Genomic DNA, 26,890 nt, shown 5'->3' with positions numbered 1-26,890 from the left:
GCAGGACCGCCAAACAGGATCGGCATTTCACGCGGCCCCAACTAGAGGTCAACATTCCTATTGCTTACACGCCACACTTTGCGATTTCCCGTGCTTTGCCATGGCTCACTGCCGCCAGACTAGGAACAGAGCAGCATTCTGTGCTGCGTTCCATGTGTACCATATGTTCCGGGTACCCAGCACCTCCGCACGCCACATGTACTGGACGGATCTGGCTTTTGCTCTTTCTCTAAAAATCTAAGAAGAGACATGGAACATATGGAACGATGGAACGGAGCAACCAACGATAAGCGGTTCTAGAAGCAAATTGAGTGCCGTGCTTCCGTTTGGGCACTGATAGCCGAGACGCTCTTCAAATAGCTGAAGTGAAGCTTCTCACCTGTGTTGAGCAAAGCAGCGAAACATTGTCCATGGCTGGTTTTTTCCCGCCCCCAGCCAACAATTGTCCGCCCTCCTAATTCCGATACTTTTTTCTCACGGCTGTAAAACAACAGGCTCATTTGCTCGACTTCTAGTGGGTCAAGGATTTTGTCATTGGGCCCACCTTTACTTAACATCTTACGAAAGTGGTTTGTCGCTTCTGTTTTCGTTTTAAAGCGAGTGCTTCCCAAGGTGATTGGTTTCGCTGTCATAACTGTTCTCCTTTTTACGTTGAGTTGTCTGTCGCTTGCTTCATCAACGGAACTTGGACAGGCATGAACCAGTCCGTTCTAAGGCTCTCAAAATTCAGGCCCTTTAGTTGCTTCTTGATCTCCGACAGGCCGTTCGTAGCCCCGCTGGGCTTTCCCAGAAATCCGTATTTTCTTTGGGCCATCCCATCCCAGTTTCCGCATAACGATGGCTATACGTTTTGGGTGATATGACTGCCGATGGGATGGTGGAATAGCTAGAAACTCTTCCGAAAATAGGGTTTCGGTTGCCACCCGCTCAAACCCACCTTTTTCTTCACCGGTAACTTTGCCAAGAACGTCGAGCCAAGGATCTTCTTGCGTGCGAGCTTCCTGCTCAGATGCCGCAGTGGCCCAAAGTTCCTCAGGCAACTGAATTGAAAAGCCCGAACTCTCTAGATCGCGCGCTTCGGCCCACAGCATATCGCGATCACGACGCAGAGCATCCAGATCAATCGAACTTGTTTTGACTGGAAGGAAACGCCGATTGCCAGTTGAGTCCTTTAAATAGAATTCGTCATTGGTGGTACCGATGAGTATGCACTGACGTGGCCAACGCTCTTTGAAACGAGCATAGGCAGGACGCCCACGGTCTTCAGTCCGGCTGATAAAGGCTTTGATCTTAGATACTTCGGCCTTTGACATACCGTCCAGTTCAGCCACTTCATAAAGCCATACACCCTCCAAAGCTTCCATTTGAGCCTTGTCATCGAGCGAAAACAAATTCTGATCGGAGAAGTTCTCATCACCCGCTAAAATACAAATAGCAGTGGATTTCCCTGAACCTTGAGGACCTTCCAAGACAACCATCGTGTCGTATTTTGTGCCAGGGTGTTTAATACGACGTACTGCAGCAACGAGCATCATTTTGCCAACAGCGCGTACATAAGGCGTATCTTCGGCACCGCAATAATCGATCAACCAAGTGTCAAGACGAGGCTGACTGTCCCATTCAAGTCCGCGCAGGTAATCCTGTATCGAGTGTGAACCACTTTCCACACACAACGCGTGAACTGCATCAAGCAAATTCTGCTTACCTGGATCAAACCCAAACTCTTCTACGATCTTTTTGCGTAGAACCACGGCTATATCGTCAGACAAGTCGCCGACGAATTCCTGCATCACCTTCCCACCAACGCGCTTGCGATTGTGGAACTGGTCGTGCTCAAGTACGACTTCAAGGCGTGAGATTGCCACCAATGCATTCTCAAAGCTCTTTATCGGCTTGCCGGATTTGGTGACTTTGGGCCAGTCTGTAGAAACCACATGAATGGCACGCTCCACCTGACGACGCGCATAGGCAACTGGATCTGCCTTGTCCAAAATCGCCTCCGAAATCCCTAAATCCGGATTGAGCAAAATGCCCAAAATAACGTCGGGATAGACACCATCCCGTACGAGCTCACATGCAACGGCAAAGACCGCTTCGCTGCGAGACGGATACAAAGGGTCTTTCGAACCTCGAGGAGCATCGGGGTCATCACCTGTTTCAATCACAGGCTTAATCCAATCATCCCCGTCCATTGTAATGTCTTCGAGGCCATAGATTACTGGTGGGCTTTCCCATGCGACAATTGGCAATTGCCGTGGTTCTGGCATTTTGAGCTGCGTTTCGATCTCACCGAGGGAGTAGCGGTTTTTTGTTTGGCTCCGCTTCCAATCGATAGAACAAAGCGAAGGTTTGCGCCCCGCTTTTAGCTTTGTTTTGTTGGGGTAGTTGACCGTACCTGGAACACGTAGAATTCTATCTCGATTCCAACATGCATCTCCACCCAACATTTTCGCCAGGCCTTTGCCTACTTTCTCTGCTTGTTCTAGATCGTCGGCTACCGGGTTGAGAAACCAGTAGCAGTGCCAACCGTTACCGGAAAAAACCACTAGGCTTGGGGCTACTGGAAACTCCAAGACTCCTTCAATGGCTTGCTGCGATGGATCATCAACATCGACATACACTGCGACCGACGCGGCGATATCGCCCTTCCGTGCCTTGCGGTTGGTTATCCCATCCTTCGTTGGATTAACATGAAAGTAGATGTTGTAGCCTGCTTCGTTGCGGTCGATCACCCACTCGACAATCGCATCTCGGTTGCTCATCAAGAAAGTACGGAATTCGACTTGCGAACCGTCCTTTATGGCGGCCAAGTGCACTTGTCCGGCAAAAGGCATGAACTCGAGAAACTGTGTGATTTGGGACTGGTCTGGCTGTGGTTTATCCATGTCTATTGGTTCCGCTGAGCCTCGACGCTTGCGATGACTTCCGAAAGACGCAAACGGATGCGTTGTTGAAATGGACGGTAGCTTGGAATCTCTCCAGATTTAACGGCACGCCGAAGCGTTGACGCTGGAATGCCCAAGCGCTCCGCAGCTTTTGGGATAGTGAGAAATGCTTCGATTTCGGAAGCTTGTGGGTCTACCAATTTTTCGCTCCTGTTCAGATTGTTCTTCTGATTCGGAGACTATTGGGGCCGCACCGTTTTGGCTTCCCACCCCCTAGGGGCGGTAACTTTCGTCGTCTATCGGAGGTAAATCTTCGAGAGAGGACGTGGCAAGCTCATCCATTTTCTTTTGAGACAAATTTTTTTGAACTAGAGCGCTAGTTAACTGTTCTTCGTTTGTTGACATTAGCTCCCTGTACCAAGTCTCATCGAATTCTGGGCGCGGGAAGCGGCCGGTTTCTAAAATACTTCGAACGAATTCGATGAAACTGCTGTCTGTTTTTTCTCGAGTTTCGCCTGGCTTTTTTAGCCTCGCAGAAACATGAGAATACCACCGCTTGTGTTGCTCTCGTTTTAGCTTTTCAGCACCTTTTAAGTACCTTAGGTCCGGTCTGCCTCGATGGAGCTCATGCTCAATCACTCCGGCACATTCGGCGAAACTTCCCCAAGTCAAAACAAAAGCAAGATCAACTTTTCGGTCCGCAATCATTGGTTTAAGCTTTTTCGCACATTCTACGGCCCTGCTCCAAATTTCATGAAAGTGTTGTTCATCGCGGCTGGGATCAAACGGAATTTGTAGCCAAGGTCGAACTTTTACCCCCGCTTCGGGCTCTTCCCAAAAAACACTTAGATCAACACTCGAGTTGCCTTGCCTTTGCGGGATAGCCTGCTGCTTATTCTCAAGCCGAACCGTGTTGATAACATCGCATAGTTCATGAAAACGCCAATCTATGATCTCCCAACGTTCTTCGTCTGTTAGCGAAGAAACACTTGCCAACCATACCTGTTCCGAGTTTTCGTGTTCCTCCGACATTTTTCCTCCACATTTGCCAATTAGAGACGGTGCCTCAGAAAGTGTACGCGCTATTCAAGCAGGTTTCTAATAGACTTAAATCTGTGAAACCTTTGATTGCGACTAAGTCCCAGTTAAGCCTCCCCAGCCCTAGGGCAGCACCGCAAAGTTCATAAAGCATCAGATTCCAAATTTACTACCGACAATCAGAGTCCGAGCAGGACAAAAGCATATCACGAAATTCTCGCAAAGCGCGATGAGACACCCTTGTTCGTTTGCTCAGCTAAAATATTTGGATTCATATACTAAACGGGCGGAAAGCGGACTTTCGCTGCAGGCTGCGTAGACGTCTGAGATGCGGACTAAGCACCAATTCGCTGCGGTCGCACCAAGGTCTGCATTGGCGAAACGGTCGTGACAAAAACCTATGAGTTTTGGCCCATAAGTGAGCTGAGCATGGGGCAGTCACGTTGCCCTTTAGCGCAGTTCACGACGAGTTCGGCCAAGGCGCTTTCCAGTCGCTTCAATTCCGCAAGTTTGGACCGGACATCAGCAAGATGCTTTCGTCCGAGGTGTTCCACAGTCTCACATGCACCTGCAGGTTCATTCGCGAGGCTGCGGAGCGCGACAGCGTCGTGAATGGAAAACCCAAGGTCACGACACCGCTTTATGAAGCGCAACTCTGAAATCTCTGTATCGGAATATGTCCGACGACCAGACGCCGTTCGTCCAGCCCTCGAGATGATCCCCTCCCGTTCATAGTATCGGATCGTCTCAATCGACACGCCGCTCAGTCGAGACGCTTCTCCAATCGCGACCATGTGATCATTCTCCACTTGCTCCTGTAGTGGCTACAGGATGCATATGTTAAACATGATGTCGAATACCGAAACCCTGCGCGATGAAACCAACGGGCCGAACCGCTTGATAATTGGCGGTGCGGGTTTCCTCGCGCTTCTCAGCGCATCCTGTTGCGTTCTGCCAATCGGCCTTTCCATCATCGGCCTTGGTGGCACTTGGCTCACGTTGCTCGGGCCGTTTGCAGCCTACCGCGTCGAAATTCTTGTCGTCGTGGGGCTAGTCTTGGCCTGGGGATGGGTACGACTTTGGTGTCGATGGAGCTGTGCCAGCCGGAGGCGATCTACGTTGTTCGTTCTCGGCTTCACAACGCTTGCCTTCCTACTCGCTGCGAGTTCTCCATTCTGGGAGGAAGATGCCGCCCGCACTATGTGGGCTTTGTGGAGGCAGACGCGATGAAAGGCTGGTTATTGCCCTTGGGACTAGGCGGCGCAGGATTGGCGGCTCTTTGTTGCTTCACGCCCCTGCTTCCCTGGCTGTTTTCACTTCTTGGGATCAGCGGTGCGCTCGGATATGTGTATCGAGACGACGTGCTGCTCCCCATCCTTGCCGGATTTCTCATTCTCACGGGGTACGCTCTATGGCGACGCAGACGCACAAAGTAGTACATCAATCCACGATCACTTGCCCGGAATGCCGACACTCCGTCGAAGAGACGATGCCAACCGACGCTTGTCAGTGGTTCTATGAATGCAAATCCTGCAACGTGGTGCTGAAGCCCAAGCCGGGCGATTGCTGCGTTTATTGCTCATACGGAACTGCCCCATGCCCACCGATCCAGGAAGGCAACTCATGCTGCGGGTAATGGGTCCGTAAAGACTGCGGTCAATCAGTGCTCGTGTCGGCAAAGCTGATGATCCGCGAGCGAAGCAAGCACATAGCAGTCTTCCGACACACCGTCACCGTCACAGCCCTTCGAAATACGAACCAGCTCCTTTTCAAGTGCCCTCAGCCGTTTGATCTTGGCCCTGACATCGTAAAGTTGTGAAACGGCGATATCCGTTGCGGCCTGGCATGATCGATCCGGGTGACCTTGCAGCTCGATTAACTTAGTGATCGCCTCAATCGAGAAGCCAAGATCGCGCGCGTGCTTGATGAAGCTTAGGCGCTCAAGTCCTGCCGCGTCATAGCGCCGTTGATTGCCTTCTGTACGCTCAGGTTCAGATAACAAGCCCATTTCTTCATAGTAGCGGATCGTCGGAACCTTAACCTTTGTGCGCTTTGAAAGCTCACCAATAGAAAACATGAAAATACCTCTTGATCCTCTAGTCACTAGAGACATTACACTATTATCAACATCAGATGAAAGAGGATTTCCCATGGCAGGTTGCTGCGGACATGACGCCAAGTTCGACGGCGTATCATACGACTACAAGCGACGGCTTTGGATCGTCATTGGGCTGAACGCGACAATGTTCGCGGTCGAAATGACTGCGGGTCATCTGGCGAAGTCTCAGGCATTGCAAGCTGATGCCCTCGACTTCGCGGGGGATGCGATGACCTACGGCATTTCTCTGGCCGTTATTGGCGCGTCACTGCGCGCCCGCACAAATGCGGCACTGTTTAAGGGCTTCAGCCTCTTGTTGATGGGCCTTTGGGTCTTCGGATCGACCGTCTACCGCGTCTTTTATGTTGGCGTTCCGACAGCAGAGATCATGGGAGTTGTTGGCTTTCTGGCATTGCTCACCAATCTGGCAAGCGTGTTGCTGTTGTTTCGCTACAAGGACGGTGACGCCAACGTGCGTTCAGTTTGGCTATGCTCGCGCAATGACGCCATCGGCAACATTGCCGTCATGTTCGCTGCTTTGGGCGTCTGGGGTACAGCAACCGGCTGGCCTGATTTGATTGTGGCAACAATCATGGCGGGACTGTTCCTGTCGTCCGCTTTCCAGATCGTGCGCCAAGCCCTAGTAGAGCGGCGCGAAATAATCGACCACAAACACGCGGAGGCATAATGCAGAGCTTTTTCATTATTCTGGGTCTTGGGGTTGTTGCTATGACCCTTGCAGCAATCTTCTGGTCAATTGCCTTTCCAGATCGGCGGATATGGCCGCCACAACGCTACACGACACTCACGCCTTTCCTTGTCTGGGTGCCAACATTCACGCTATTCGGGGTTCTCATCTTGCTTGGTGTTTGGGGTTGGAGTGATCTAGGCATTTCAAGTTGGTTGCGGTTTGGCGTCGGCTTGCCTCTTATTCTGATAGGTAACGTCGTTGTATGGATGGAAGTCTCACATTTTGGAGTGCCACAGACGGGCGGAGCCAAAGGCAAATTGCGCACTGAGGGTATATATCGCTACTCTCGGAACCCGCAGTATATGGCTGACATAGGCATCGTAAGTGGCTGGATGATCTTGTCAGCGTCGCCTTGGGCCATGGTGGTCGGGCTGGCTGGAATAGCGGTGCTTATTGCCGCTCCATTTTCCGAGGAGCCTTGGCTCAAAGACCAATACGGCACTGCATTCGAAGATTACTTAGCGCGCGTGCGGCGTTTCCTTTGAGATGGGGCCAAAATCTGCAAAGCGGACGTTCCTGCATCGCGCAGCATCGGTCAAAATGGGCTCGCTCCGGTTATTCGCCGCAAGGTGTACAAAAGGCCGCTTTGGGCTGTCTCCCAAAAGGCAAATGTCGGCTTTTCATATCGGTAAGTGTAATTCGCATGCAACTTCTAGGGTTCAAACTCTCGGTGTACGCACCAAATTGCCTGAACTCTCCTGCCCTGAAATCGCCAAGTTTGAACTGAAGTTTTGCCATTTGCGGAAACTATAACTCCTTCAAAGTTTGTTTAAACTCAAGAAGGAAACAGTTTCGATGGAAAGAAAACCGGCAAGCATCCTGGAGATCGTAGAGCGTGAACAACGCCATTCTTTGTCTGATCGCGAGTGGAAACATCGCCTACGCGGATACGGATATTCGATCAAATATCGCGAAGATGGCCAATTCGTTACCTCTCTCCTAGGTGGTGAGGAATTCTGCAAGCTTCCACAAGAACTAGCGGCTTGATCCCTAGGGCATCGACCAACTGTCTAACAATAGAGTTCGCTGTTTCTCGGGGCTAGCCTTAAGCGATTTTGGCTAGTTCGATGGACCGAACTGTTCCAGATTTGACGCTATATGCCTTTTTGAATTCGCGTGTGGCAGAGGCGGTCAATCTACCGTTCTTTGATTGGAATTTCAATTCTATTGGCCCAATCATCAGAAGCTCCACACCTTCAAAGTAGAAAGTTTCCCATCCATCCAAGTGTGAGCGAATTATTCCTCGCTCTGCAATGTCATGGATGCTCACATCAATTCCTAGGCATTCAGTCACCGCTGAAATCGCTTCAGATTGAAACTGCTGTCTAAGCTCGTCTGAAACAACATCCTGCACAATACGCTAACCCCAATCTGAACCTACGCGAACATAGGTCAGCCTAATTCTCCACCAATCACCTGTGCCGTGACCATCCCTAGTGCAGATTAATTAGTGCAGTTTTCCGCATGGTTTGAAGGCGAAAATGGGGCAGTGAAGAATTGAGTTATCCGCTGTGTCTTTCCAACACGAGCATCCAGAAGCGCTAAATTGAAACGGTTTTCAGCTTTCCGGGCGTCTGTTTCCAAATCGGCGATCATCAGGGCTAAATTTTGACACAATTGATTTCGCACGTGAATGTCGTGCGCATCAAGAAATTGCCTCAGAGCCGCTTTTCTTGCCCCCACCCACGCGGCTCTGAGGCATGTTTTCACCAATGGTTATTTGTCTAATCCGAGAATGAGGACCGCGACGTTGAGGCCAAAGGCAATTATAGCTGGAAGTGTGAAACAAACGTTGTCGGAACTGAATCTAAAACACGTTTGGTTCCATCGTGCTATTTTTCGCGGCGAGGACGATGAAGGGCCTGTGTTCATATTCTCGGTCAACAACCCAAAATTACTAAACGATGTAGAGCTAAGGGGATTTTCGGTCCACCATTCAGCCAAGCATCACCCACGTTTAGAAGAATGCGAGATTATTGCGCGTAAACGCGTAAAAAATAGTAGCTCCAACGCTTGCGGAAGGTGTAAAAAAGGTCGGAAAGCGAGCATTCGCTGCAGCCGCGGGAAAACCTCAGAGTTTAAAAGCGGCCACTGAGATTTAAGACAAACTACTTTAAATTTGCAACGGTACCCAGTTTTTGCACGTTGACTTTCAAGGTCACTCTGATCTCGTCTTGGCTATCCAGGAACATGTTAATAAGGCCTCCAATTCGCGCAATAGTGGCCTTATCATCAACCTAAGTACGCGTTCTTTGATCTTTCAAAACCACATGCGGAGGCAAGGTATTTTCGGCTACGATCTTTGCATTTGGCAAATCGTTGATTGAAATCTTCTCCTCGACCTCTTCGCCAGAAAACCCAAAAAAGCGCCATCGCTCGCGCAGCCGGTATTCGAGCACGTCAACTGGAACGTCGAGGCGAATGGAAAAGTCCCAGAACGCCGCCATGTCTCGCCAAACTGGGGCATCGAAAAGAAGATAATTTCCTTCGACTATCACAATGTCACAGTCACCAGGCAAATGTCCGGCACCCGCAATTGCCATGTCCAATTTTCTGTCAAATATTGGATAAAAAACATCTTCGTCTGACTTCAATGCAGGTAACAATCGTAGCAATCCCGGTGCATCAAAGCTATGCGGAGACCCCTTGCGCGACAGCAAACCAAAACTAGAAAGCACGCGATTGTCCAGGTGGAACCCATCCATTGGAACAACTGCAGTCTTATGTCCAAGCGCCGTTAGCTTTTCAGCTAGTTTTTCTGCAAGTGATGATTTCCCCGAGGCTGGGGGGCCCGCCAAAGCTACAAGCTTGCGCCGAGCTGTTGCAGGCGATGCGAGAATAAGCTCTGGCAACGCCTGTACAGATGTCAGGACTTGGCTCATGCAGCGTCCTGAGCGGGAGGTTCCTTTGCTCCAGTCATGAAGGCCACGGCATCGGACATTGTGTAGTCCTTTGGATCAATCGTGCAGAGCCTTTTACCCAGTCGATGAATGTGAATCCGATCTGCCACTTCAAAAACGTGAGGCATGTTGTGGCTGATCAGGATGATAGGTATTCCGCGCGCGCGCACATCCTTTATTAGTTCCAGTACTTTGCGGCTTTCTTTAACGCCAAGTGCCGCGGTTGGTTCATCCATGATGATAAACTTTGTTGCAAAGGCAGCAGCACGTGCGACCGCCACACCTTGGCGCTGACCGCCGGAGAGCGTCTCAACCGGTTGTTTGATAGATTGTACCGTCATCAGACCAAGTTCAGTGAGTTTATCACGTGCGAACTTTTCCATAGCTGGCTTGTCGAGCATTCTCAGGAAATTGCCCAAGAACCCTTCTTTTCGAAGTTCGCGGCCGGTGAACATATTGTCCGCGATAGAAAGGGCGGGAGAAAGTGCAAGGTTTTGATAAACGATTTCAATTCCCATTTCCCTCGCTTCAATAGGCGAACTGAATTTAACCGGTTTGCCTTCGATCAGTATCTCGCCCTCATCTGGCGTGGTCGCGCCGCATATTGCTTTCACGATAGAAGATTTGCCAGCCCCGTTGTCCCCTATCACCGCCAGGATTTCCCCTGGTCTTAGCTCAAAGTCCGAGTGGTCGATTGCAGTAACGTGGCCATAGCGTTTCACGATGCCTTTGGCTGATACAACAGGTGTCATGCGGAAACCCTCCTGATCCATTGGTCAATTGCGACAGCGATAATAATTAGCCAACCAATTGCGAAGACTTGCCACAACACATCAACTCCAGCCATACGAAGGCCTGATTGAAATACGCCAACAATTAGGGCTCCGAAGAGCGCACCCATAATCGAACCGCGACCGCCGAATAGGGAAATCCCTCCGATAACTACAGCGGTAATCGATTGTAGATTGCCCTCATAAAAGGATTGCGGCGAAATCGATCCAACGCGGCCTATGGATGCCCAACCCGCTATTGCACAGACCAAACCGGCGAGCATGTACACAGACACCAAGGTTCTTTCCGTGCGAATGCCGGACATTTCAGCCGCTTCCATATCGTCCCCAATCGCATAGACGTGGCGACCCCAAGCAGTTTTGTTGAGCATATACCAAAGCACCACGAAGATCAGGATCATAAGGATCACGCCAAAGGTGATGCGCGCGCTGCCTATATTGATGGCGTTTCCGAAAAACTTAAGGAAAGGAGCAACCTCGTCGATATCTTGGCTGCGTATCGATTGTGCGCCAGACAGCCAAAGGTTCAAGGCGAAGAAAATAGACCAAGTGCCGAGTGTGGTGATAAACGGAGGCAATTTTATTTTGGTGATTAGTAACCCGTTCATGGCACCAGCAGCCAAACCTCCTGCAAATCCGAATATAACGGCCAGAGGAGCAGGAACACCCAGGTTTACGGCGAGATTCCCCATTATGACGGACATCAAAATCATGATCGCGGCAACGGATAAGTCGATTCCTGCCGTAATGATGATCAAGGATTGAGCGGCTGCCAGCATCCCGATGATCGAGACTTGTTGCATAATGAGTGAAAGATTGAAGGCGGAAAAGAACCTGCCACCTGCAATGATCCAGAACGCCATCAGACTGAGGAACAATACAATAACCGGAACGAATGTCGGGTTATTGTGCAAAATATGCTGGACGCGTTCTAGCATCGAGTGTTGGCGAGTTTCGAACTGAGCAACGCGGGTGTCGCTACCGTCGAGAACTTTTTCATAGCCTGCTTTTGATGTCATGTAGATCTCCTCGTCCCCAGCCTAAGCGAGGGCACCGAGTGTGGTCAAAGAGTTGGGAATGAAAAAGGTGCCGAGGATGAAACCCTCGGCACCAAACTTTAGGAGAGCGTTAGCCCCAGCACTTCTCCATGCCCTCAGCGGAGGTGAGGGATGGGATGCCGTCAACTGGTTCGTCCGTGATCAACTCTACGCCTGTGTTGTAGAAATCCAAACCTTCAGTGTTTTGTGGCTTTTCACCAGTTTCGGACCAGGTTTTGATCGCTTCGATGCCCAAAGACGCCATCAGCAATGGGAATTGCATAGAAGTCGCTCCAATAACGCCTTCGGCAATGTTTTGAACACCCGGGCAACCGCCATCGACCGAAACGATGAGAACATCGTCTTCACGCCCAACCGATTTAAGTGCTTCATATGCGCCTGCAGCTGCTGGCTCGTTGATAGTGTAGACAACATTCACGCCAGGGTCGATTTGCAGAAGGTTTTCCATCGCAGTGCGTCCACCTTCTTCGTTGCCGTTGGTGACATCGTTTCCAACAATGCGTGGATCGTCTTCATCACCGATGTCGGTTGGATCTTTAATGTCGATTCCAAATCCTTGCAGGAAGCCATTATTACGCAGATAGTCGACCGAGATTTCAGATGGATTCAGGTCTAGCAGGGCAATCTTTGCATTAGCTGCATCTGCACCAAGTTTGGCTGCAGCCCATTCACCGATCAAAACGCCGGCCTTGAAGTTGTCAGTCGCGAATGTAGCGTCAGCAACGCTTGCTGGCTCAAACGGCGTGTCCAGTGCGATAACCAGTGCGCCGGCTTCACGCGCTTGGTTGATCACAGGAGTCAATGCGCGACTATCAGTTGGCGTGATCAAGATGCCTTTTGCCCCGGACGCGATACACGTTTCCACCGCAGCTACTTGGCTTTCAACGTCTCCGTCGATTTTACCGGCGAAGGTTGAAAGATTGATGCCATTCGCTTCGGCTGCCGCTGTCGCGCCTTCTTTCATTTTAACAAAGAAAGGGTTTGTATCAGTCTTTGTGATGAGACATGCATTTGTGTCCGCAAAAGCAGCACCCGCAAAAGCGGTGACGGCGATCGCTGAAGACATCATTAATTTCTTCATGTTTTCCTCCCAGAAATGTCAATTCTTGTTCTGCGAACCAGTTTTTGGCTCACAAACCCGCTGCATCCGAAAACCTGCAGGTTGGAAACCAAAAAACACCGATTCTGCTGCCTCTGTCAATTAGTTTGTTAACTTTACTAACTAATAATTTACCTCTACCTTTCTTTTGCAGAACGAGGAAACTATTGTGCCAAGTATGGACGGAGATAATATCATAGCAAAAGGCGCAGGCGTTAATCAGCGCGGTGTTCGTGATCACAACGAACGCCTTCTCTTGTCTGTACTTCAGCGATACCAAACGGTTCCCGCAGCGGAACTTGCGCGTCGCACTGGTCTTTCAAAGCCAACGGTTTCCACGATCTTGCGGAACCTTGAGTCAGATGGCCTGATCAAACGCGGCGAACCTCTACGCGGCAAAGTTGGCAAGCCCTCGACTCCGATTCAGTTGGACGCAGATGGAGCTTTCTCCATCGGGTTGAAAATCGGCAGACGCAGCGCCGATTTACTATTGATTGATTTTTCTGGCACCGTACGCGAACAAATCCACACGACTTACGAATATCCGATGCCAGATGAAGTTTTTGGCTTCTTGAAAAGTGGCCTCGAGGACTTGCTGAGGCTCCTTCCGAGGAATTTCAGTGACAGGGTTTGCGGAATCGGAATTGGAACGCCGTTTGAACTCTGGAAATGGCACGACTTATCTGGACCTGCTGCGGAAAAATTTAGCTCTTGGAAGGATATAAATTTCGCAGATGAGGTCGCAAAGTTCACGAACCTTCAAGTGCATGTTGTCAACGATTCCACAGCGGCGTGCCATGCTGAACACTTGTATGGAAGCGGAAACGACTACCGCGATTTTGCATACTTCTTTATTGGATCATTTATTGGTGGTGGGATCGCCATGAATGGAACCGTATTTGAGGGCAATCAGGGAAATGCGGGTGCATTGGGTTCAATGCGAACGACTGGGCCTCTTGGTGAAAGTCAGCAATTGATAGACACTGCCTCGATCCATTTGCTCGAAGCGCGATTGATCGAGGCAGGCATAAATCCTGACCAACTTTGGGAAAAGCCTCAAGACTGGAATGGTCTGGCCAGATATGTTGATCCATGGATAGGCGAAACCGCGCAGGAGTTGGCAAAGGCATGCCTGTCGATTTGCTCGGTAATCGATTTTCAAGCGGTGATAATCGACGGTGCTTTTCCACCTGCGATCAGAACGGAACTGGTTGAGCGGGTTCAACGTTATTTGGTTCACCAAGACAAGCGAGGGCTTATTGAACCCAAGGTCCAAGCGGGAACAGTGGGAGAGAATGCGAGGGCCATTGGGGCGGCCAGTGGCCCCATATTTGGACAATTCTTCTTGAATACCAATGCTGGACTGTCGGCGATTTAAGTCGACAGAACGCAACATGCTAAAATACTAAAATTCATTTTCTTTGATTTGCGTGCAGCCAAAAGCGACCACTTTCGCATTTGTTGAAATAGCTGTCCAATGGGCTGTTAAATATTAACCTTGGTCCGGCCGCCAAGTTTTCCCAAATCTGCTTCCCAGTCATTGCCGACAATGCGCAATGAGAATGCCGCACGTTGACAAACGTAGATTTGTCCGCCTTTCAAACCTCGGGATACGCGTAAACATCGCAGGCGCGGGGAATGTCCGGTCCGGGGAAGCTGCACTGCAGCGCTTCACTAGGCCATCAAGGTTAGGTATGGACCGATTGCGGCTTGGTCACCAGTCGGTCACTATTACCTGTTTCAAACAGATTTCACTTCAATCCACACTTGTTAAGATTCATTTGGACGCTGCCGATGAATTTAGAACTTCTATTTAAGTGTCTTATTCTCTCTTTTCCTAGACTTGCATCTACTTTTCTTACGATTCAACCGCGCCCATGGCATTGTAGAGGTCAGGGGTTCGATCCCCCTAGGCTCCACCAAATCTCCGAAAATTAATCGACATCATTTTCAATTGGTTGCACGGTACTCGGCTACCTCCAGGCAGTCTTGTTACCGTATTGTTAGTAGTCCGCGGTCACTGTCGTGTCACACGTTTGTATCGTTCTTTGTATGCTGAACAAGGATTGGCTATCGGCCGCATTCGGCTCATAGCGGACATTCATGCGTTTTACCCAATGCTGCGGTGCTGCTCGTCAAACCGGACTATCGCCACGCTGGCGTATTCCGAGCATAGTTGGCTGTCAGCTATGGGCACAAAGCTGCCGCGCTGCAATTTGCCTCAACAAATATACATAGCGAAATAGGCTGTTGAATGAACAACCATCGCGCACTTAGCCCTCGACGCGATCCACCGCTAATAGATCGTGATGTTGTCCAAGCATGTTGCTAAGAATCGACCTTCACCCAAGCACTATTGTTTTCCGAAGATTTCACACAGGCCGAGACAAAAGCCATCCCGAAAACACCATCATTGATGTCGGGAAGTGGACCACTTTGCGGTGCGTCAGATTTCATTTCATGAGCACGAATGAGTTTTGCTGCATCAGCATAAATAGTTCCAAAGGCCTCAAGATATCCTTCGGGATGCCCAGACGGAATACGAGTGTCGGCAGGAGACGTTCGTGGACCACCCCTCGTCAAAACCTGTTTTGGTTCGCCGAAACGAGTGAATAGCAGCACATTCGGGTTCTCTTGCGACCATTCGATACCCGCCTTGCTCCCATAGATCCGTAAAGTGAGATTGTTCTCGTTGCCAACAGCCACCTGGCTAGACCAGAGCATTCCTTTGGCCCCACCTCCGAAGCGCAGGAACACTTGTGCATTGTCGTCCAAGCCCCGTCCAGGGACGAAAGCGTCAAGGTCAGCGGCAACTTCTTTCACTTCGAGGCCAGTCACGAAAGTTGCCAAATTTATCGCATGGGTCCCAATGTCGCCAATGCATCCCCCCGCTCCAGATTTGGCTGGGTCCGTGCGCCAGTCAGCTTGTTTATTAGAGAGCTCCACGGCCAACCAATCCTGCGCGTATTCAACTTGAACAACGCGAATGTCACCCAGTTCACCTGCGGCGATCATATGTCGGGCTTGGCGAACCAATGGATATCCAGTGTAGTTATGAGTCAAAACGAAACACTTGCCAGACTCTTTCACAGCATGTGCGATGTCGCGTGCTTGATCTAAAGTTGCAGACAGTGGTTTGTCGCAGATGACGTGGATGCCGTGGTTCAAAAATGAAATCGCCGGACCCGCGTGAACATGGTTCGGTGTCACGATTGCAACGGCGTCAATTCCATCAGCTCGTTCCGCTTCAGCTTTGGCCATGGCCGCAAAGTTGCTGTAGCTGCGGTCGTCGGAAATTCCAAGCTGACGTGATGAAGTCAAAGCGCGCTCAGGATCAGAACTCAACGCACCGGCGACAAGCTCCCATTGATCGTCGAGACGTGCTGCCATCCGGTGCACAGCTCCAATGAAAGCGCCCTGCCCGCCGCCGACCATGCCAAGCTTCAGTCTTGTCATTTTTTCAGTCCCAGCATCTTGTTAATCTGCGCCTTGTTGACCTCGCCTCCTGCAAAGTCATCAAAGGCTTTGTCCGTCACTTCTATAATGTGATCGCGGATGAAGGGAGCCCCCTCCGCTGCGCCCTGTTCCGGAGACTTCAGACAGCATTCCCATTCCAATACCGCCCAGCTTTCATAGCCATGCGTCGCCAAACGCGAAAAAATGCCTTTGAAGTCAACTTGCCCATCGCCCAGGCTCCGGAAACGCCCAGCGCGATTGAGCCAAGGCTGATAGCCAGAATAGACGCCTTGCCGACCGTCCGGGTTAAACTCGGCATCTTTGACGTGATAGGCGCAGATTCTTTCGTGGTATATGTCGATAAAGCTGAGATAATCCATCTGCTGCAGGAGAAAGTGTGATGGATCATAATTGATCTGAGCACGCTGATGACCGTTGACGGCATCGACAAACATCTCAAAAGTTGCTCCGTCAAAAACGTCTTCGCCCGGATGGATTTCAAAGCCAATGTCTACGCCATTATCCTCATAGGTATTCAGGATCGGCGTCCAGCGACGGCCAAGTTCTGCAAAAGCCTCTTCGATAAGCCCGGCTGGGCGCTGTGGCCAGGGGTAGAGGTACGGGAACGCAAGGCTTCCTGTGAAGCTGACCGAAACATCAAGCCCTAGTTTACGGCTGACTTTGGCAACTTTGGTCACTTGATCCACAGCCCAGGCCTGACGCGCTGCTGGCTTGCCCTTTACATGTTCAGGCGCAAAAGCGTCAAAGGCTGTGTCGTAAGCTGGGTTAACTGCAATCAACTGACCCTGCAGATGCGAGGATAACTCGGTTATGGCAACACCTGCATCCGCACAAATGCCCTTCACCTCATCGCAGTAGCTGTCGCTTTCCGCCGCTAAATCGAGATCAAATAGGCGCTTATCAAAAGTCGGGATCTGCACGCCCTTGTAACCAAGACCCGCCGCCCATTTCGAAATGGCCTCCAAAGAGTTGAAGGGAGCATCGTCCCCTGCAAATTGAGCGAGAAAGAGCGCAGGGCCTTTAATCAATCCTGGCATAGTAAACTCCTCTTTTTCGTGGTGTTCGCAGCTGCCAAATCCTGCGGTGTATATGTAAATGCTGTGAAGTCTGCAGTTCGTGCTTGTCCTGTGATGTCAAAAGCAAACATTCCGACGAAAGCGCCAGTAAAAGAAGCATGCTCTCCGCGACCACCTTCGTCAGAGATAACGCTAGCGTCTAACTCTGGCCCGATGGACTGCCAGCTGCCAGATGTTCGATAATAGAACTGCTGCATCTTGCCGTTTACCTCAACGCCAAGCTCTATCGCATCATCACCCAGTCCAACGGGCGCACACGGAAAGCTGAGTTGCCCGTCGGGCCAATCTCCAGCACAGGATAAGATCGTTAGGACGCGACCAAGTTCTTCTGTCCATGTCACCGTGAGTGCGTGAAATTTATGGCGATTATAGTAGGTCGTCAGCCCAGCACCGTGTTGGTACGCCGTTGGGTCAAATCTCTGCAATTGGCAGGTCGCTGTATACGTGTGATCCTCTTGGCGGCGTGCCACGAGAGATTGTTCAAACCAGCTGCCTAGGCTTTCTCGTCCAATCAGACGCAGAGCGTCGCCAGTCATCTCAAACAGGCGACTATGGTCGGGAGTGCGAAGCCACTGGAAGTCTTTAGGTAATTTTGGTGCGCTGAGATCGTAAGACACCGGTTTTCTCTTTGGAACTATTACAGGTTCAGCGAGTGTCACGCGCTCTGGCGGTGCCAATCCGCCGTCAGCCAAGTACAGCCAGCCGTCATCGCCCCATTTGCATTTCGCTATCCCGGTTTCGCGACCACATGGTGAGAAAAGACCTTCCAACGGACGACCACATAGATAGGTATGAAAGACTTCACCCGATGGCGTCTCAACCATCTGACCATGCCCCGTGCGCTGCATTGCATTTTCTGGAGCATCTTTTGCCGTCATAACAAAGGTATTGGGGTGTAACTCATACGGACCCCAAATGTCGCGAGACCGCGCCAGTGTCACAGCATGCTCGTAGCCCGTGCCTCCTTCGGCAGTTGTGAGATAGTAATAGTCGCCGCGTCTAAAAATATGCGGCGCTTCGGTCAAACCGTGCGCGCTGCCCGCGAAAATATTTTTGACTGGGCCAATCAAACCCTGCTCCGGATCCCATTCCTGCAGAAGAATGCCGTCAAATGCGGGATGTTTGGGATGACCACCCACAGAATTCGAGACATGGTTCCATTGCATATTGCTGAAGTATTTCCGGCCGTCCTCGTCGTGAAAAAGGCTTGGGTCAAACCCTGACGAGTTGACGTAGATTGGATCGCTCCATGGCCCTTCGATAGATGGAGCCGAAACAATGTAGTTGTGCGCATCCTTGAAGTTTCCATCCAAACGTTTGACGTCGGTGTAAACCAACCAAAATAGCCCATCGGCAAAACTTAGGCACGGAGCCCAAACACCGCAGCTGTCGGGATTTCCGCGCATGTCCAGTTGTGATGCACGGGACAGTGGGCGCGCCACCAGATCCCAGTTCGCGAGATCCTGAGACGCATGGATCTGTACGCCAGGGTACCATTCGAATGTCGAGGTGGCGATGTAGTAGGTATCGCCCGCCCGACAGATCGAGGGGTCAGGATTAAAGCCACGAAGAATTGGATTCTGAATCATCGGCGCTCCCGCTTATGCAAGCAGTGCTTGGGCTGCGGTTGCGGACAGTGCCGCGGGGCGCTCGCACGTTGTTGTCATTTCGACAAAACGACCTTCTTCGCCTGACGTGAGAATGGCTGTCATCACATCAACGACGTGCAACGAAAACTCGAGTGAACAGCGATGCGGACGATCCTCTAGAATTGCTTGCGCCATATCGGCAAGGCCAGCTGCGCGATAGTTCGCATTTGGCCCATCATTCGCGACAGACAAAGGATGCTCCCAGCCGGGTACGTTTACGAACGTTTCTTTGTCCGTCATGCGCACCTCACCCCCAAAGAAATTAGGGTCCGGCACGTGCAGGGTTCCTGTCTCTCCGTAAAGCTCCATATTGGCATGACCGTGCTGCCAGACATCCCAGCTGGCGCAATAGGTCACTTGCGCGCCTGATTTGAACTGAAGAACCGCGTGAATAGTCGTTGGTGTTTCGACAGCGATTTTCTCACCGTTTCGAGGTTCACTTGTGATTGTGCGCTCGTCGGACCCTTTGGATGACATTGCGACGACGCGCTTTACTGGCCCCAGAAGCTGAACAAGGTTCGAGACGTAGTAAGGCCCCAGATCAAGAATTGGCCCGCCACCGGGCTTGAAGAAAAAGTCTGGGTTCGGGTGCCACATCTCCATGCCCGGGCTTTGCACAAAACACGTGCCCGAGGTAACTTTCCCAACAGCACCCGCATCGATCAGCGATCGAGCCAACTGATGCGCGCCGCCCATAAACGTGTCTGGAGCCGATCCAACACGCAGCCCTTTGGCATCCGCTAGAGCCTTTAGGCTTTGCCCCTCTTCAACGGTCAGGACAAATGGTTTTTCTGAATAAGCGTGCTTACCAGCCTTAAGAATGCGCGTTGAAACTTCGTGGTGTGCGTTTGGTACGGTCAGGTTAACGACAATATCTATGTCGTCTGAGGCCAAAAGCCGGTCCACGGTTTCTGCACGCAAGCCAAATTCTTCAGCCCGAGCTTTTGCAGCATCCATATTCATATCGGCGCAGGCGCGCATTTCGATACCTGCAAACATCGGGGCCAGTCGCATGTAAGCCGCCGAGATATTGCCGCAACCGATCACGCCTATTCCAAGTGTTTTGCTCATAATTGCCTCTTAATAAGTGCGGAAAGCTTCAATGGACCGCGTCGCAAAGCGGGTCACATCAGAAGGGTTGTCATGTTCTGCCACAAAAAGCGTCACGCCATGGGCCCTCAGCGCAGCGATCAATGCCGCCCAATCCATTGTACCTTGACCCACGTCAGCCCAGCCGTCCTCGTCTTCGCATTCACCCTCGGGAGCAATGTCCTTAACGTGTGCAGCGGTAATCCGCGCCCCGTGATCGGCAATCCATTGCATCGGATCATGACCGCCTCGGATGACCCAGGCGACGTCCATCTCCCACTCGATATCCGGCGCGTTTTCCAGCAGGATGTTCATCGGCAACGTACCGTCGGCCAAAGGCATGAACTCCCAATGGTGGTTGTGCCAACCGAACGCGAGGCCTGCATCCTGTACGCGCTTGCTTACATCGGACAAACGAGCAGCATAGGCAATCCAATCTGCACGCGTTGCCCCGTTTTGCAATTCTTGATCGGGGGCAGGACAAAAGATCTTTTGGATCCCGAGTGTCTTCGCCGCTGCGATCGAGATCACAAACTCATCCTCGCAGCTTGCCAATGGAAAGAAGTGACCGCTTGGCATAGTCAATCCATGCCGATCTAGCAGGTCTTTAAACTCCGCCGGGTTTTCATAAACCCCGCCAAAGCCTTCGACCTGCGTGTAGCCCAATTTAGCAATGCTTGCGATGACATCAGCCCAAGGCGTGAAGTTCCGTGCAGAATAGAGTTGGAACGAAAAACTCATAATTGTCTTCCTGTATACTTCGCCCCTATAGGCGTTCTTCGGTTGTTTTGCTGAAAATGTTCGCCAAAGCGGCAGAGAACCCGATGGTCAGTGGATCCCCTGTTCTGAGTTCGGCCTGTCCGTCCAGACGAACCCAGATTTGATGCTCTCCAACAAGCACGCGGGCCAATGTGTCCGATCCCAATGGCTCGACCAATTGCACTTTGCTTTCCAGTTTGATCGGACTGAGGGATGCTTCCTCACCACATTGAATATGCTCGGGACGAATACCAAACCACGCCGCACCGTTGTCTGCTGATGAAGTGCCAAATTCATATCCGGCGGTAGAAAAGTCGCCTGCCGAGCACGTGAAGCTGCCTTTGGAGAGGTCACCGCTAAAGAAGTTCATTGTTGGGGAACCGATGAACTCCGCTACATACTTATTTGCAGGGCGGCTGTAGATCTCATTGGGGGTTGCGAGTTGCAAAATCTTTCCCCCCTTCATAATCGCAATGCGGTCAGCCAAAGTCATAGCTTCGATCTGGTCATGGGTCACATAGATCATTGTGTTGTCGAGGGTCTGGTGCAGTTGCTTAATTTCAACTCTCAAATCTGCACGCAATTTCGCATCGAGGTTGGAAAGCGGCTCGTCGAATAGGAAGACATCAACGTCGCGCACCAGGGCTCGGCCAATCGCGACCCGTTGCCTTTGACCTCCCGACAGAGCGGCGGGTTTGCGTTTCAATAAAGGCTCGATTTGCAGAGTCTTCGCGGCACGTGCGACACGCTCAGCGATTTCCGCCTTCGGCACGCCCGCATTCCTCAAGCCAAACGAAAGATTCCCTTCGACACTCATTTGCGGATAAAGCGCATAGCTTTGGAACACCATGCCAATGCCGCGATCCGAGGGTTCTTCCCAGGTGACATTGCGACCACCGATGTGGATCTGACCATCGGTGACGTCCAATAGCCCAGCGATGCAGTTTAGCAATGTCGACTTGCCACAGCCAGATGACCCCAAGAGAACTAGAAACTCACCTTTGCCAATTTCAAGGTTGAGGTCTTTGAGCACTTCGACAGAGCCAAAACTTAGATGTAGGTTCTTGATTTCGATGCTGGGATCCTGATGCACGGGCTTAGCCTGTTTCATCAAATCAGGGTCGAGCTCGATACCATTCGTTGTTGTTTTTCCCATGACTTATCCTTTCACGGCACCGGCGGCGATACCGCGGACAAACAGTTTTCCAGAGACGAAGTAGATCACCAGCGGCACCAGACCCGTCAGCAAAGTCGCGGCCATATTTACGTTGTATTCTTTGACGCCTTGGACCGAATTCACGATGTTGTTTAGTTGTACTGTCATCGGGTAGATTTCAGGCTTGGTGTAGATTACGCCGAACAAGAAGTCGTTCCAGATGCCAGTGACTTGAAGGATGATCGCAACAACAAAGATCGGTAGCGACATCGGCAGCATGACCTGAAAGTAGATCCGCCAGAACCCTGCCCCATCGACGCGCGCAGCTTTGAACAGCTCTTCAGGAACGGAAGCGAAGTAGTTGCGGAACAAGAGCGTCAGTATCGGCATACCAAAGATCGAGTGAACAATCACAAGCCCCCCGAGCGTTCCCATCAGACGAAAGTTGGTACCTGTTGCCGCTGCGATGACATCGCCAGTTTCACGAAGTAGGATAACGATTGGATAAATCATCACCTGATATGGAATGAAGGCTCCAAAGATCAGAATAGTGAAGAACACTTCAGACCCTTTGAACTTCCAATTCGCTAGTGCATAGCCGTTCACCGAAGCGATGATGATCGAGATAATCACCGACGGAACCATGATACGTACAGAGTTCCAGAAACCGCGCGACAAACCTTCACAATTGATGCCGGTGCAGGCCTGTGACCAGGCTTTCACCCAAGGCTCAAATGTAACCTCCACAGGCAAGGCGAATACGTTGCCCAGACGGATCTCTGGCATGCCTTTCAAAGACGTGACGATCATGACGTAGAGCGGAAGCAGATAATAAACTGAAGCCACAAACAAGGTGCTGTAGAGCATGATGTTGGCGGGCGACAACCGCTTGCGTGGCTTTGGGCCGCGTGGACCCTCGAGGCGTGTCGACGGATTAATCACGACGTTTTCCTCCGAATTCCAGATATGCCCATGGGATGAGAACAATGAGCACGCTGACGAGCATCATCGTCGAGGCTGCGAAGCCCTGACCGAGGTTCTGTGACTGGAACATTTTTTCGATAACGTATTTGGCAGGCACTTCCGAGGCGATGCCCGGACCACCCGATGTTTGGGCCACCACAAGATCGTAAACTTTGATGATACCCGAGGCGATTAGGACCAAAGCGGTCACAAAAATCGGGCGCATCATAGGAATAATCACCACCAGATAGGTCTTCCAGGTCGCGATGCCATCGACGCGCGTGGCCTTCCATATGTCCTCATCAATGCCACGCAGACCCGCGAGCATTATCACCATAATAAAGCCCGAGCCCTGCCAGATCCCTGCAATCAGAATGCCATAGATCACGATGTCCGGGTTGTTCAGAGGGTCAAAAGCAAACCCGCTCCACCCCAGTTTCTGCACGACAGATTGAATGCCGAACTGAGGGTTCAAGATCCACTGCCACACAAGGCCTGTTACGATAAAGCTCAGCGCGAAAGGATAGAGGAAAATCGTGCGAAATACTGCTTCCCCTCGAATTTTGCGATCCAAGAGAGCCGCCAGTGTAAAGCCGATCACAAGGCTAAGGATCATCGAACAGATCCCATAGATTGCCAAGTTCTCAATCGAAACCAACCAGCGCCGCGTGCTCCACAGACGTTCATATTGATCCAAACCCACCCATTTGTCAGGCGCGGGCAGCAGGCGGGATCGGGTAAAGGAGTGATAGATCGTCCAGACCGTACAGCCGATAAAAACCACCAGGGCAGTGAACACCATAGGGATGGATGCGATCTTCGCTGTCATGTTTTTGAACATGCGGTTGGGCGGCTTTCGCGAACTTCTGTCCTGTCGCACGGACGCATTCTCGGTGATCGACATGAAAATTACCTACGTATTGAAGCGACCACACATTGGCGGTCAGCGCGGGTTCAGCTCCGAAAAGCTGAACCCAACGGTGGATTAGTCAGCGTCTGCAATGATCGCCGCGAAACGCTCTTGCGCGTCAGCCGCGGAGTATGACGGATCATTCCAAAACTCGACCATCAGGTCTTCGATCTGACCTGAGGTGTCCGGAGACAACGTCTGATCGCCACTTGGGAGGATGGCGCCGGAGGCCAAGATCTCGAGACCCTTCTGCATACAGTCGTTCGCTGCAGACAGATCGACGTCGCCACGCACTGGCAGCGAGCCTTTTTTCAGGTTGAAGGAAACCTGAACTTCAGGAGAAAGAAGCAGTGCAGCCAGCTCTTTCTGAGCGGCCTCGATGTCTGCGTCGTTCTGTTTCGGGAAGTAGAACGCGTCACCGCCGGTTGAGATGATCTCATTCACACCCAAGCCTGGCAAACAGGTGTAGTCTACGCCTGCGGTCTGTTCTGCAACGGCGAATTCACCTTGCGCCCAGTCACCCATAATCTGACCACCTGCTTGGCCGGTAATGACGAGGTTGGTCGCTTGGTTCCAGTCCTGAACGTTTGAGTTTGCAGCAAATGTCCGCGCGTTGGCGGCTGCTTCAAATACGCGTGCATAGTCCGCGCCACCTGCAACTGCAGCATCTTTGTCAACGTTGACGGCTGTCCAGGCATCAATGCCTGCGATTGCGATCGCCATCACGCCAAAGGCACCTGAGGACTGCCAAGGCTGTTGGCCCATCGCCAGTGGGATCTTGCCAGCAGCTTCAAGCGCGGGCGCTGCAGCGACAAACTCGTCCCAATTGCTTGGTACGTCGACCCCTGCGTCAGCGTAGGCTTTGTGGCTCAGCCAAATCCATTGCCAGGAGTGAATATTCACAGGCGCGCAATAAACGCGACCATCCACGGTACAACTGTCCAGCAGTGAAGACGGGTTTACGATATCTTTCCATCCCTCAGCTTCGGCAACATCGGTGAGGTCGAGAAGCAATCCTGCTTCGATCAACTCTTCTGCCTGACGGCCATGGTTCAGCTGAGTGGCATGCATTGGGTCACCGCCGAGAATACGGCTGATGATGATTGGCCGCGCCGTACCGCCGGAGCCAGCGATCGCACCATCCACCCAATTGTGCTCCGTCTTTTCGTTCAGCGCCTTAGCGAATTCAGACACCGCAGCGGCTTCACCGCCGGACGTCCACCAATGAGTAACTTCGAGATCAGCAGCTGTCACAGCGGTCGCTGCGCACAGTGCTGTTGTTCCCACCAGAATGTTCCGGATTATGTTCATTTTTTCCTCCCTTTTCGGACCCACGGGTCCAGCGCTCAATTTAGAGCGCAACACTTTGTAATCGATTACATGGCAAAACAAACGATTGCTTGTAATCGATTACAAAAATAATCTAACTGGTAGCCCCTATGTCAACACTATAATAATTTGGTCGTGAAAATAAGTTATGAAGGCTTTGAGCATTGGATAGAAAAGCGGTTACAGTACAAGACGTTGCAAGAGTTGCTGGCGTATCTACTGCGACAGTGAGTCGAGCGCTTTCAGACCCAAATAAAGTCAGTGAAGATGCCCGTACCGCTGTCAAAAACGCCATTTCAGCAACCGGATACAGACTAAATAAAGCTGCAAGAAACCTGCGAAAGCAGCAAGCAGGTGCTGTACTGATTCTCGTGCCGAATCTCGGAAACCCATTCTTTTCGCAAATTCTTCAGGGAATCTCGGCCGTATTTTCAGAGACAGAGTTCTCGATTTTGGTATCCGACACATCTGATCCATCGGAACGTGATCTGAATCTTGTCGACTACTTCCTCGACCGCCGGATCGATGGTTTGATTTCTCTGGATGGCGCCCTTTCGATTTCCGAACTGGAATTGTTCAAGCATCACTCCGTCGACGACAGGATTGTATTTGCCTGTGAATGGAGCCCTCTCGTCGACTTCCCTTCGGTTCGAAGCAACAATGCTATGGGTGCGAAGTTGGCAATCCAGCACTTATACGACCTCGGCCATCGAAAGATCGCACACATCACAGGACCAGAAGGCAACGTTCTAACGCGCGAGCGCCGCGAGGGAATGCTTCAGGCCCGGCAAAAGTTGAACCTCCCAACCTGTGCAGAATGGATAATACGAGGTGATTTCTCGCTGAACTCTGGCTTCCTCGCGGCACAAGAAATTGCAGGAATGGACGATCGTCCAACAGCCGTTTTTTGCGCCTCTGACATGGTGGCAATCGGGCTTATTTCTGGCCTAAAGCGTGAAGGTATCTCAGTACCTAACGACATTTCTGTGGTTGGCTTTGACGATATTGAAATCGCAGAGTTTTGTGATCCGCCGCTGACTACGATCAAGCAAAATCGGGTAGGACTTGGACGCGCCGCAGCAGAGCAATTACTTTCACAAATGGGCGCGCGTGTCGGCAAACCAGACAGAATCTTGCAGCTGGACGTTCAAATACAGACACGCGAAAGTACCGCGGTATTAGCACCATCACCAGTCGACTGACGACGTTTAGACATCTCAAATTGCCTCAGAAAATTTTGGTCGACCCGCACTCAAATTGACTCGGTCCACCCATAGCACTTTGCCATCACTCATTTGTCGACAGGATACTTGCGCTCGATGAGCTCGACTTGGCGCTGTGTCAATAATCTTGGATTTAACCCCCTTGCCAATACCGCTAGTTTCGCGGTTTCCTTTAGCTCTTCATAGGCATAGGCCGCTTTCTGGAGTGAGGTGTCCCTCCGACAATTATACCTCCACATTTGCCAATTAGAGTCGGCACCACCGAAAGTGTACGCGCTATTCAATCAGAATTCTAAAAGCCTTAAATCTGTGAAACCTTTGATTGCGAGGCAGTTCCAGTTAAGCCTCCCCAGCTCTAGGACATCACCGCAAAGTTCATAAAGCATCAAATTCCAAACTTACTACCGACGAACAGAGTCCACGTAGGACAAAAGCACATCACGAAATTCTCGCAAAGCGCGATGAGACAACCTTGATCGTTTGCTCAGCTAAAAAATTTGATTCATATACTAAACGGGCGTATTCTGTTGAAAAACTCACCCTTGATCGAGGCCGAAGTCACTGATTCAATTTCCATATTGAACGGGGGATTGAGTGATGATGGGACCGAGACAAGAAGCGCAGGCGGCTTTGTTTTAC

27 protein-coding genes are annotated in these 26,890 nt (G+C 51.2%); 7 read left to right on the top strand and 20 right to left on the bottom strand.

Annotated features, from left to right (window positions below):
• Positions 1-296: 296 nt before the first annotated feature.
• The 5 genes from WG622_RS11645 to WG622_RS11630 all read right to left on the bottom strand — a co-directional run bounded on the left by WG622_RS11645 (position 297) and on the right by WG622_RS11630 (position 4,717).
• The gene (locus tag WG622_RS11645) at positions 297-632 is read right to left on the bottom strand and encodes a hypothetical protein (RefSeq protein ID WP_339403744.1); all 336 of its coding nucleotides are present in this window, start codon (positions 630-632) and stop codon (positions 297-299) included.
• Positions 633-719: 87 nt separating this feature from the next.
• Positions 720-2,885: a VapE domain-containing protein gene (locus WG622_RS11640; RefSeq protein WP_339403743.1), complete on the bottom strand. Its 2,166-nt coding sequence runs from the start codon at positions 2,883-2,885 to the stop codon at positions 720-722.
• Between the two features lie 2 nt (positions 2,886-2,887).
• Entirely contained in the window at positions 2,888-3,085 is a 198-nt protein-coding gene (locus WG622_RS19225) for a helix-turn-helix domain-containing protein (RefSeq protein ID WP_369077069.1), read from the bottom strand.
• Between the two features lie 73 nt (positions 3,086-3,158).
• On the bottom strand, positions 3,159-3,917 hold the full coding sequence (locus WG622_RS11635) for a hypothetical protein (protein ID WP_339403742.1): 759 nt from the start codon (positions 3,915-3,917) through the stop codon (positions 3,159-3,161).
• A 404-nt stretch (positions 3,918-4,321) separates the two neighbouring features.
• The gene (locus WG622_RS11630) at positions 4,322-4,717 is read right to left on the bottom strand and encodes a MerR family transcriptional regulator (protein ID WP_339403741.1); all 396 of its coding nucleotides are present in this window, start codon (positions 4,715-4,717) and stop codon (positions 4,322-4,324) included.
• Between the two features lie 273 nt (positions 4,718-4,990).
• Here WG622_RS11630 and merF point away from each other — a divergent pair, with 273 nt between their 5' ends.
• Positions 4,991-5,359, top strand: a complete 369-nt coding sequence (gene merF, locus WG622_RS11625; protein ID WP_339403740.1) for a mercury resistance system transport protein MerF — start codon at positions 4,991-4,993, stop codon at positions 5,357-5,359.
• Positions 5,335-5,559: a GDCCVxC domain-containing (seleno)protein gene (locus WG622_RS11620; protein ID WP_339403739.1), complete on the top strand. Its 225-nt coding sequence runs from the start codon at positions 5,335-5,337 to the stop codon at positions 5,557-5,559. Before merF ends, WG622_RS11620 begins: the two co-directional genes overlap by 25 nt.
• Before the next feature lie 24 nt (positions 5,560-5,583).
• Here the strand turns inward: WG622_RS11620 and WG622_RS11615 are convergent, their stop codons facing one another.
• Positions 5,584-6,000, bottom strand: a complete 417-nt coding sequence (locus WG622_RS11615) for a MerR family transcriptional regulator (protein WP_339403738.1) — start codon at positions 5,998-6,000, stop codon at positions 5,584-5,586.
• A gap of 73 nt (positions 6,001-6,073) precedes the next feature.
• Here WG622_RS11615 and WG622_RS11610 point away from each other — a divergent pair, with 73 nt between their 5' ends.
• Positions 6,074-6,709 carry a cation efflux transmembrane domain-containing protein gene (locus tag WG622_RS11610; RefSeq protein ID WP_339403737.1) on the top strand — a complete coding sequence of 212 codons (636 nt, stop codon included), beginning with the start codon at positions 6,074-6,076 and terminating at the stop codon, positions 6,707-6,709.
• The gene (locus tag WG622_RS11605; RefSeq protein ID WP_339403736.1) at positions 6,709-7,257 is read left to right on the top strand and encodes a methyltransferase family protein; all 549 of its coding nucleotides are present in this window, start codon (positions 6,709-6,711) and stop codon (positions 7,255-7,257) included. The genes WG622_RS11610 and WG622_RS11605 overlap by 1 nt, the downstream gene beginning before the upstream one ends.
• Before the next feature lie 560 nt (positions 7,258-7,817).
• Here WG622_RS11605 and WG622_RS11600 read toward each other — a convergent pair.
• The 5 genes from WG622_RS11600 to WG622_RS11580 all read right to left on the bottom strand — a co-directional run bounded on the left by WG622_RS11600 (position 7,818) and on the right by WG622_RS11580 (position 12,602).
• On the bottom strand, positions 7,818-8,126 hold the full coding sequence (locus tag WG622_RS11600; protein WP_339403735.1) for a hypothetical protein: 309 nt from the start codon (positions 8,124-8,126) through the stop codon (positions 7,818-7,820).
• Positions 8,127-9,009: 883 nt separating this feature from the next.
• Positions 9,010-9,654, bottom strand: coding sequence for a nucleoside/nucleotide kinase family protein (locus WG622_RS11595; RefSeq protein WP_339403734.1), 645 nt, complete (start codon positions 9,652-9,654; stop codon positions 9,010-9,012).
• Complete coding sequence (locus WG622_RS11590) at positions 9,651-10,445, bottom strand: ATP-binding cassette domain-containing protein (protein WP_438839166.1); 795 nt, start codon at positions 10,443-10,445, stop codon at positions 9,651-9,653. Before WG622_RS11590 ends, WG622_RS11595 begins: the two co-directional genes overlap by 4 nt.
• On the bottom strand, positions 10,421-11,482 hold the full coding sequence (locus tag WG622_RS11585; RefSeq protein ID WP_339403732.1) for an ABC transporter permease: 1,062 nt from the start codon (positions 11,480-11,482) through the stop codon (positions 10,421-10,423). The genes WG622_RS11590 and WG622_RS11585 overlap by 25 nt, the downstream gene beginning before the upstream one ends.
• Positions 11,483-11,591: 109 nt before the next feature.
• Complete coding sequence (locus WG622_RS11580) at positions 11,592-12,602, bottom strand: sugar ABC transporter substrate-binding protein (protein ID WP_339403731.1); 1,011 nt, start codon at positions 12,600-12,602, stop codon at positions 11,592-11,594.
• A 196-nt stretch (positions 12,603-12,798) separates the two neighbouring features.
• Between WG622_RS11580 and WG622_RS11575 the strand changes: the two genes are divergently transcribed.
• Entirely contained in the window at positions 12,799-13,998 is a 1,200-nt protein-coding gene (locus WG622_RS11575; RefSeq protein ID WP_339403948.1) for an ROK family transcriptional regulator, read from the top strand.
• A 950-nt stretch (positions 13,999-14,948) separates the two neighbouring features.
• Here WG622_RS11575 and WG622_RS11570 read toward each other — a convergent pair.
• Genes WG622_RS11570 through WG622_RS11535 form a run of 8 tightly spaced genes read right to left on the bottom strand, consistent with a single transcriptional unit; the run spans position 14,949 to position 23,630 of the window.
• Positions 14,949-16,076, bottom strand: coding sequence for a Gfo/Idh/MocA family protein (locus WG622_RS11570; protein ID WP_339403730.1), 1,128 nt, complete (start codon positions 16,074-16,076; stop codon positions 14,949-14,951).
• Positions 16,073-17,134: a sugar phosphate isomerase/epimerase family protein gene (locus WG622_RS11565; protein WP_339403729.1), complete on the bottom strand. Its 1,062-nt coding sequence runs from the start codon at positions 17,132-17,134 to the stop codon at positions 16,073-16,075. The genes WG622_RS11570 and WG622_RS11565 overlap by 4 nt, the downstream gene beginning before the upstream one ends.
• Positions 17,122-18,762: a glycoside hydrolase family 43 protein gene (locus WG622_RS11560; protein ID WP_339403728.1), complete on the bottom strand. Its 1,641-nt coding sequence runs from the start codon at positions 18,760-18,762 to the stop codon at positions 17,122-17,124. The genes WG622_RS11565 and WG622_RS11560 overlap by 13 nt, the downstream gene beginning before the upstream one ends.
• A gap of 12 nt (positions 18,763-18,774) precedes the next feature.
• Positions 18,775-19,893, bottom strand: a complete 1,119-nt coding sequence (locus WG622_RS11555) for a Gfo/Idh/MocA family protein (RefSeq protein ID WP_339403727.1) — start codon at positions 19,891-19,893, stop codon at positions 18,775-18,777.
• A 9-nt stretch (positions 19,894-19,902) separates the two neighbouring features.
• Positions 19,903-20,652 (bottom strand): sugar phosphate isomerase/epimerase family protein, encoded by a 750-nt coding sequence (locus WG622_RS11550; protein ID WP_339403726.1) that lies wholly within the window; start codon positions 20,650-20,652, stop codon positions 19,903-19,905.
• A gap of 25 nt (positions 20,653-20,677) precedes the next feature.
• Entirely contained in the window at positions 20,678-21,781 is a 1,104-nt protein-coding gene (locus WG622_RS11545; RefSeq protein WP_339403947.1) for an ABC transporter ATP-binding protein, read from the bottom strand.
• A 48-nt stretch (positions 21,782-21,829) separates the two neighbouring features.
• On the bottom strand, positions 21,830-22,768 hold the full coding sequence (locus WG622_RS11540) for a carbohydrate ABC transporter permease (RefSeq protein ID WP_339403725.1): 939 nt from the start codon (positions 22,766-22,768) through the stop codon (positions 21,830-21,832).
• Positions 22,761-23,630 carry a carbohydrate ABC transporter permease gene (locus tag WG622_RS11535; protein ID WP_438839169.1) on the bottom strand — a complete coding sequence of 290 codons (870 nt, stop codon included), beginning with the start codon at positions 23,628-23,630 and terminating at the stop codon, positions 22,761-22,763. The genes WG622_RS11540 and WG622_RS11535 overlap by 8 nt, the downstream gene beginning before the upstream one ends.
• Between WG622_RS11535 and WG622_RS11530 the strand changes: the two genes are divergently transcribed.
• On the top strand, positions 23,617-23,778 hold the full coding sequence (locus WG622_RS11530) for a hypothetical protein (protein ID WP_339403723.1): 162 nt from the start codon (positions 23,617-23,619) through the stop codon (positions 23,776-23,778). The genes WG622_RS11535 and WG622_RS11530 overlap by 14 nt on opposite strands.
• On the opposite strand, the gene WG622_RS11525 is transcribed toward WG622_RS11530, so the two are convergent.
• The gene (locus WG622_RS11525; protein ID WP_209357472.1) at positions 23,775-25,010 is read right to left on the bottom strand and encodes an ABC transporter substrate-binding protein; all 1,236 of its coding nucleotides are present in this window, start codon (positions 25,008-25,010) and stop codon (positions 23,775-23,777) included. The genes WG622_RS11530 and WG622_RS11525 overlap by 4 nt on opposite strands.
• Positions 25,011-25,192: 182 nt before the next feature.
• Between WG622_RS11525 and WG622_RS11520 the strand changes: the two genes are divergently transcribed.
• Positions 25,193-26,230 carry a LacI family DNA-binding transcriptional regulator gene (locus tag WG622_RS11520; RefSeq protein WP_339403722.1) on the top strand — a complete coding sequence of 346 codons (1,038 nt, stop codon included), beginning with the start codon at positions 25,193-25,195 and terminating at the stop codon, positions 26,228-26,230.
• The last annotated feature ends 660 nt before the right edge of the window (positions 26,231-26,890 follow it).

Origin of the sequence: Cognatishimia coralii (assembly GCF_037478305.1) — a bacterium.
Lineage (GTDB): Bacteria > Pseudomonadota > Alphaproteobacteria > Rhodobacterales > Rhodobacteraceae > Cognatishimia > Cognatishimia coralii.
Note: the sequence above shows the minus strand (reverse complement) of the source record. Positions and strands in the feature narration are given on the sequence as shown.

Coding starts and splice junctions, on each gene's coding strand:
- WG622_RS11645 (WP_339403744.1), bottom strand. CDS start 632: ATGACAGCGAAACCAATCACCTTGGGAAGCACTCGCTTTAAAACGAAA.
- WG622_RS11640 (WP_339403743.1), bottom strand. CDS start 2,885: ATGGATAAACCACAGCCAGACCAGTCCCAAATCACACAGTTTCTCGAG.
- WG622_RS11635 (WP_339403742.1), bottom strand. CDS start 3,917: ATGTCGGAGGAACACGAAAACTCGGAACAGGTATGGTTGGCAAGTGTT.
- WG622_RS11630 (WP_339403741.1), bottom strand. CDS start 4,717: ATGGTCGCGATTGGAGAAGCGTCTCGACTGAGCGGCGTGTCGATTGAG.
- merF (WP_339403740.1), top strand. CDS start 4,991: ATGGGTACGACTTTGGTGTCGATGGAGCTGTGCCAGCCGGAGGCGATC.
- WG622_RS11620 (WP_339403739.1), top strand. CDS start 5,335: ATGGCGACGCAGACGCACAAAGTAGTACATCAATCCACGATCACTTGC.
- WG622_RS11615 (WP_339403738.1), bottom strand. CDS start 6,000: ATGTTTTCTATTGGTGAGCTTTCAAAGCGCACAAAGGTTAAGGTTCCG.
- WG622_RS11610 (WP_339403737.1), top strand. CDS start 6,074: ATGGCAGGTTGCTGCGGACATGACGCCAAGTTCGACGGCGTATCATAC.
- WG622_RS11605 (WP_339403736.1), top strand. CDS start 6,709: ATGCAGAGCTTTTTCATTATTCTGGGTCTTGGGGTTGTTGCTATGACC.
- WG622_RS11595 (WP_339403734.1), bottom strand. CDS start 9,654: ATGAGCCAAGTCCTGACATCTGTACAGGCGTTGCCAGAGCTTATTCTC.
- WG622_RS11590 (WP_438839166.1), bottom strand. CDS start 10,445: ATGGATCAGGAGGGTTTCCGCATGACACCTGTTGTATCAGCCAAAGGC.
- WG622_RS11585 (WP_339403732.1), bottom strand. CDS start 11,482: ATGACATCAAAAGCAGGCTATGAAAAAGTTCTCGACGGTAGCGACACC.
- WG622_RS11580 (WP_339403731.1), bottom strand. CDS start 12,602: ATGAAGAAATTAATGATGTCTTCAGCGATCGCCGTCACCGCTTTTGCG.
- WG622_RS11575 (WP_339403948.1), top strand. CDS start 12,799: ATGGACGGAGATAATATCATAGCAAAAGGCGCAGGCGTTAATCAGCGC.
- WG622_RS11570 (WP_339403730.1), bottom strand. CDS start 16,076: ATGACAAGACTGAAGCTTGGCATGGTCGGCGGCGGGCAGGGCGCTTTC.
- WG622_RS11565 (WP_339403729.1), bottom strand. CDS start 17,134: ATGCCAGGATTGATTAAAGGCCCTGCGCTCTTTCTCGCTCAATTTGCA.
- WG622_RS11560 (WP_339403728.1), bottom strand. CDS start 18,762: ATGATTCAGAATCCAATTCTTCGTGGCTTTAATCCTGACCCCTCGATC.
- WG622_RS11555 (WP_339403727.1), bottom strand. CDS start 19,893: ATGAGCAAAACACTTGGAATAGGCGTGATCGGTTGCGGCAATATCTCG.
- WG622_RS11550 (WP_339403726.1), bottom strand. CDS start 20,652: ATGAGTTTTTCGTTCCAACTCTATTCTGCACGGAACTTCACGCCTTGG.
- WG622_RS11545 (WP_339403947.1), bottom strand. CDS start 21,781: ATGAAACAGGCTAAGCCCGTGCATCAGGATCCCAGCATCGAAATCAAG.
- WG622_RS11530 (WP_339403723.1), top strand. CDS start 23,617: ATGTTTTTGAACATGCGGTTGGGCGGCTTTCGCGAACTTCTGTCCTGT.
- WG622_RS11535 (WP_438839169.1), bottom strand. CDS start 23,630: ATGTTCAAAAACATGACAGCGAAGATCGCATCCATCCCTATGGTGTTC.
- WG622_RS11525 (WP_209357472.1), bottom strand. CDS start 25,010: ATGAACATAATCCGGAACATTCTGGTGGGAACAACAGCACTGTGCGCA.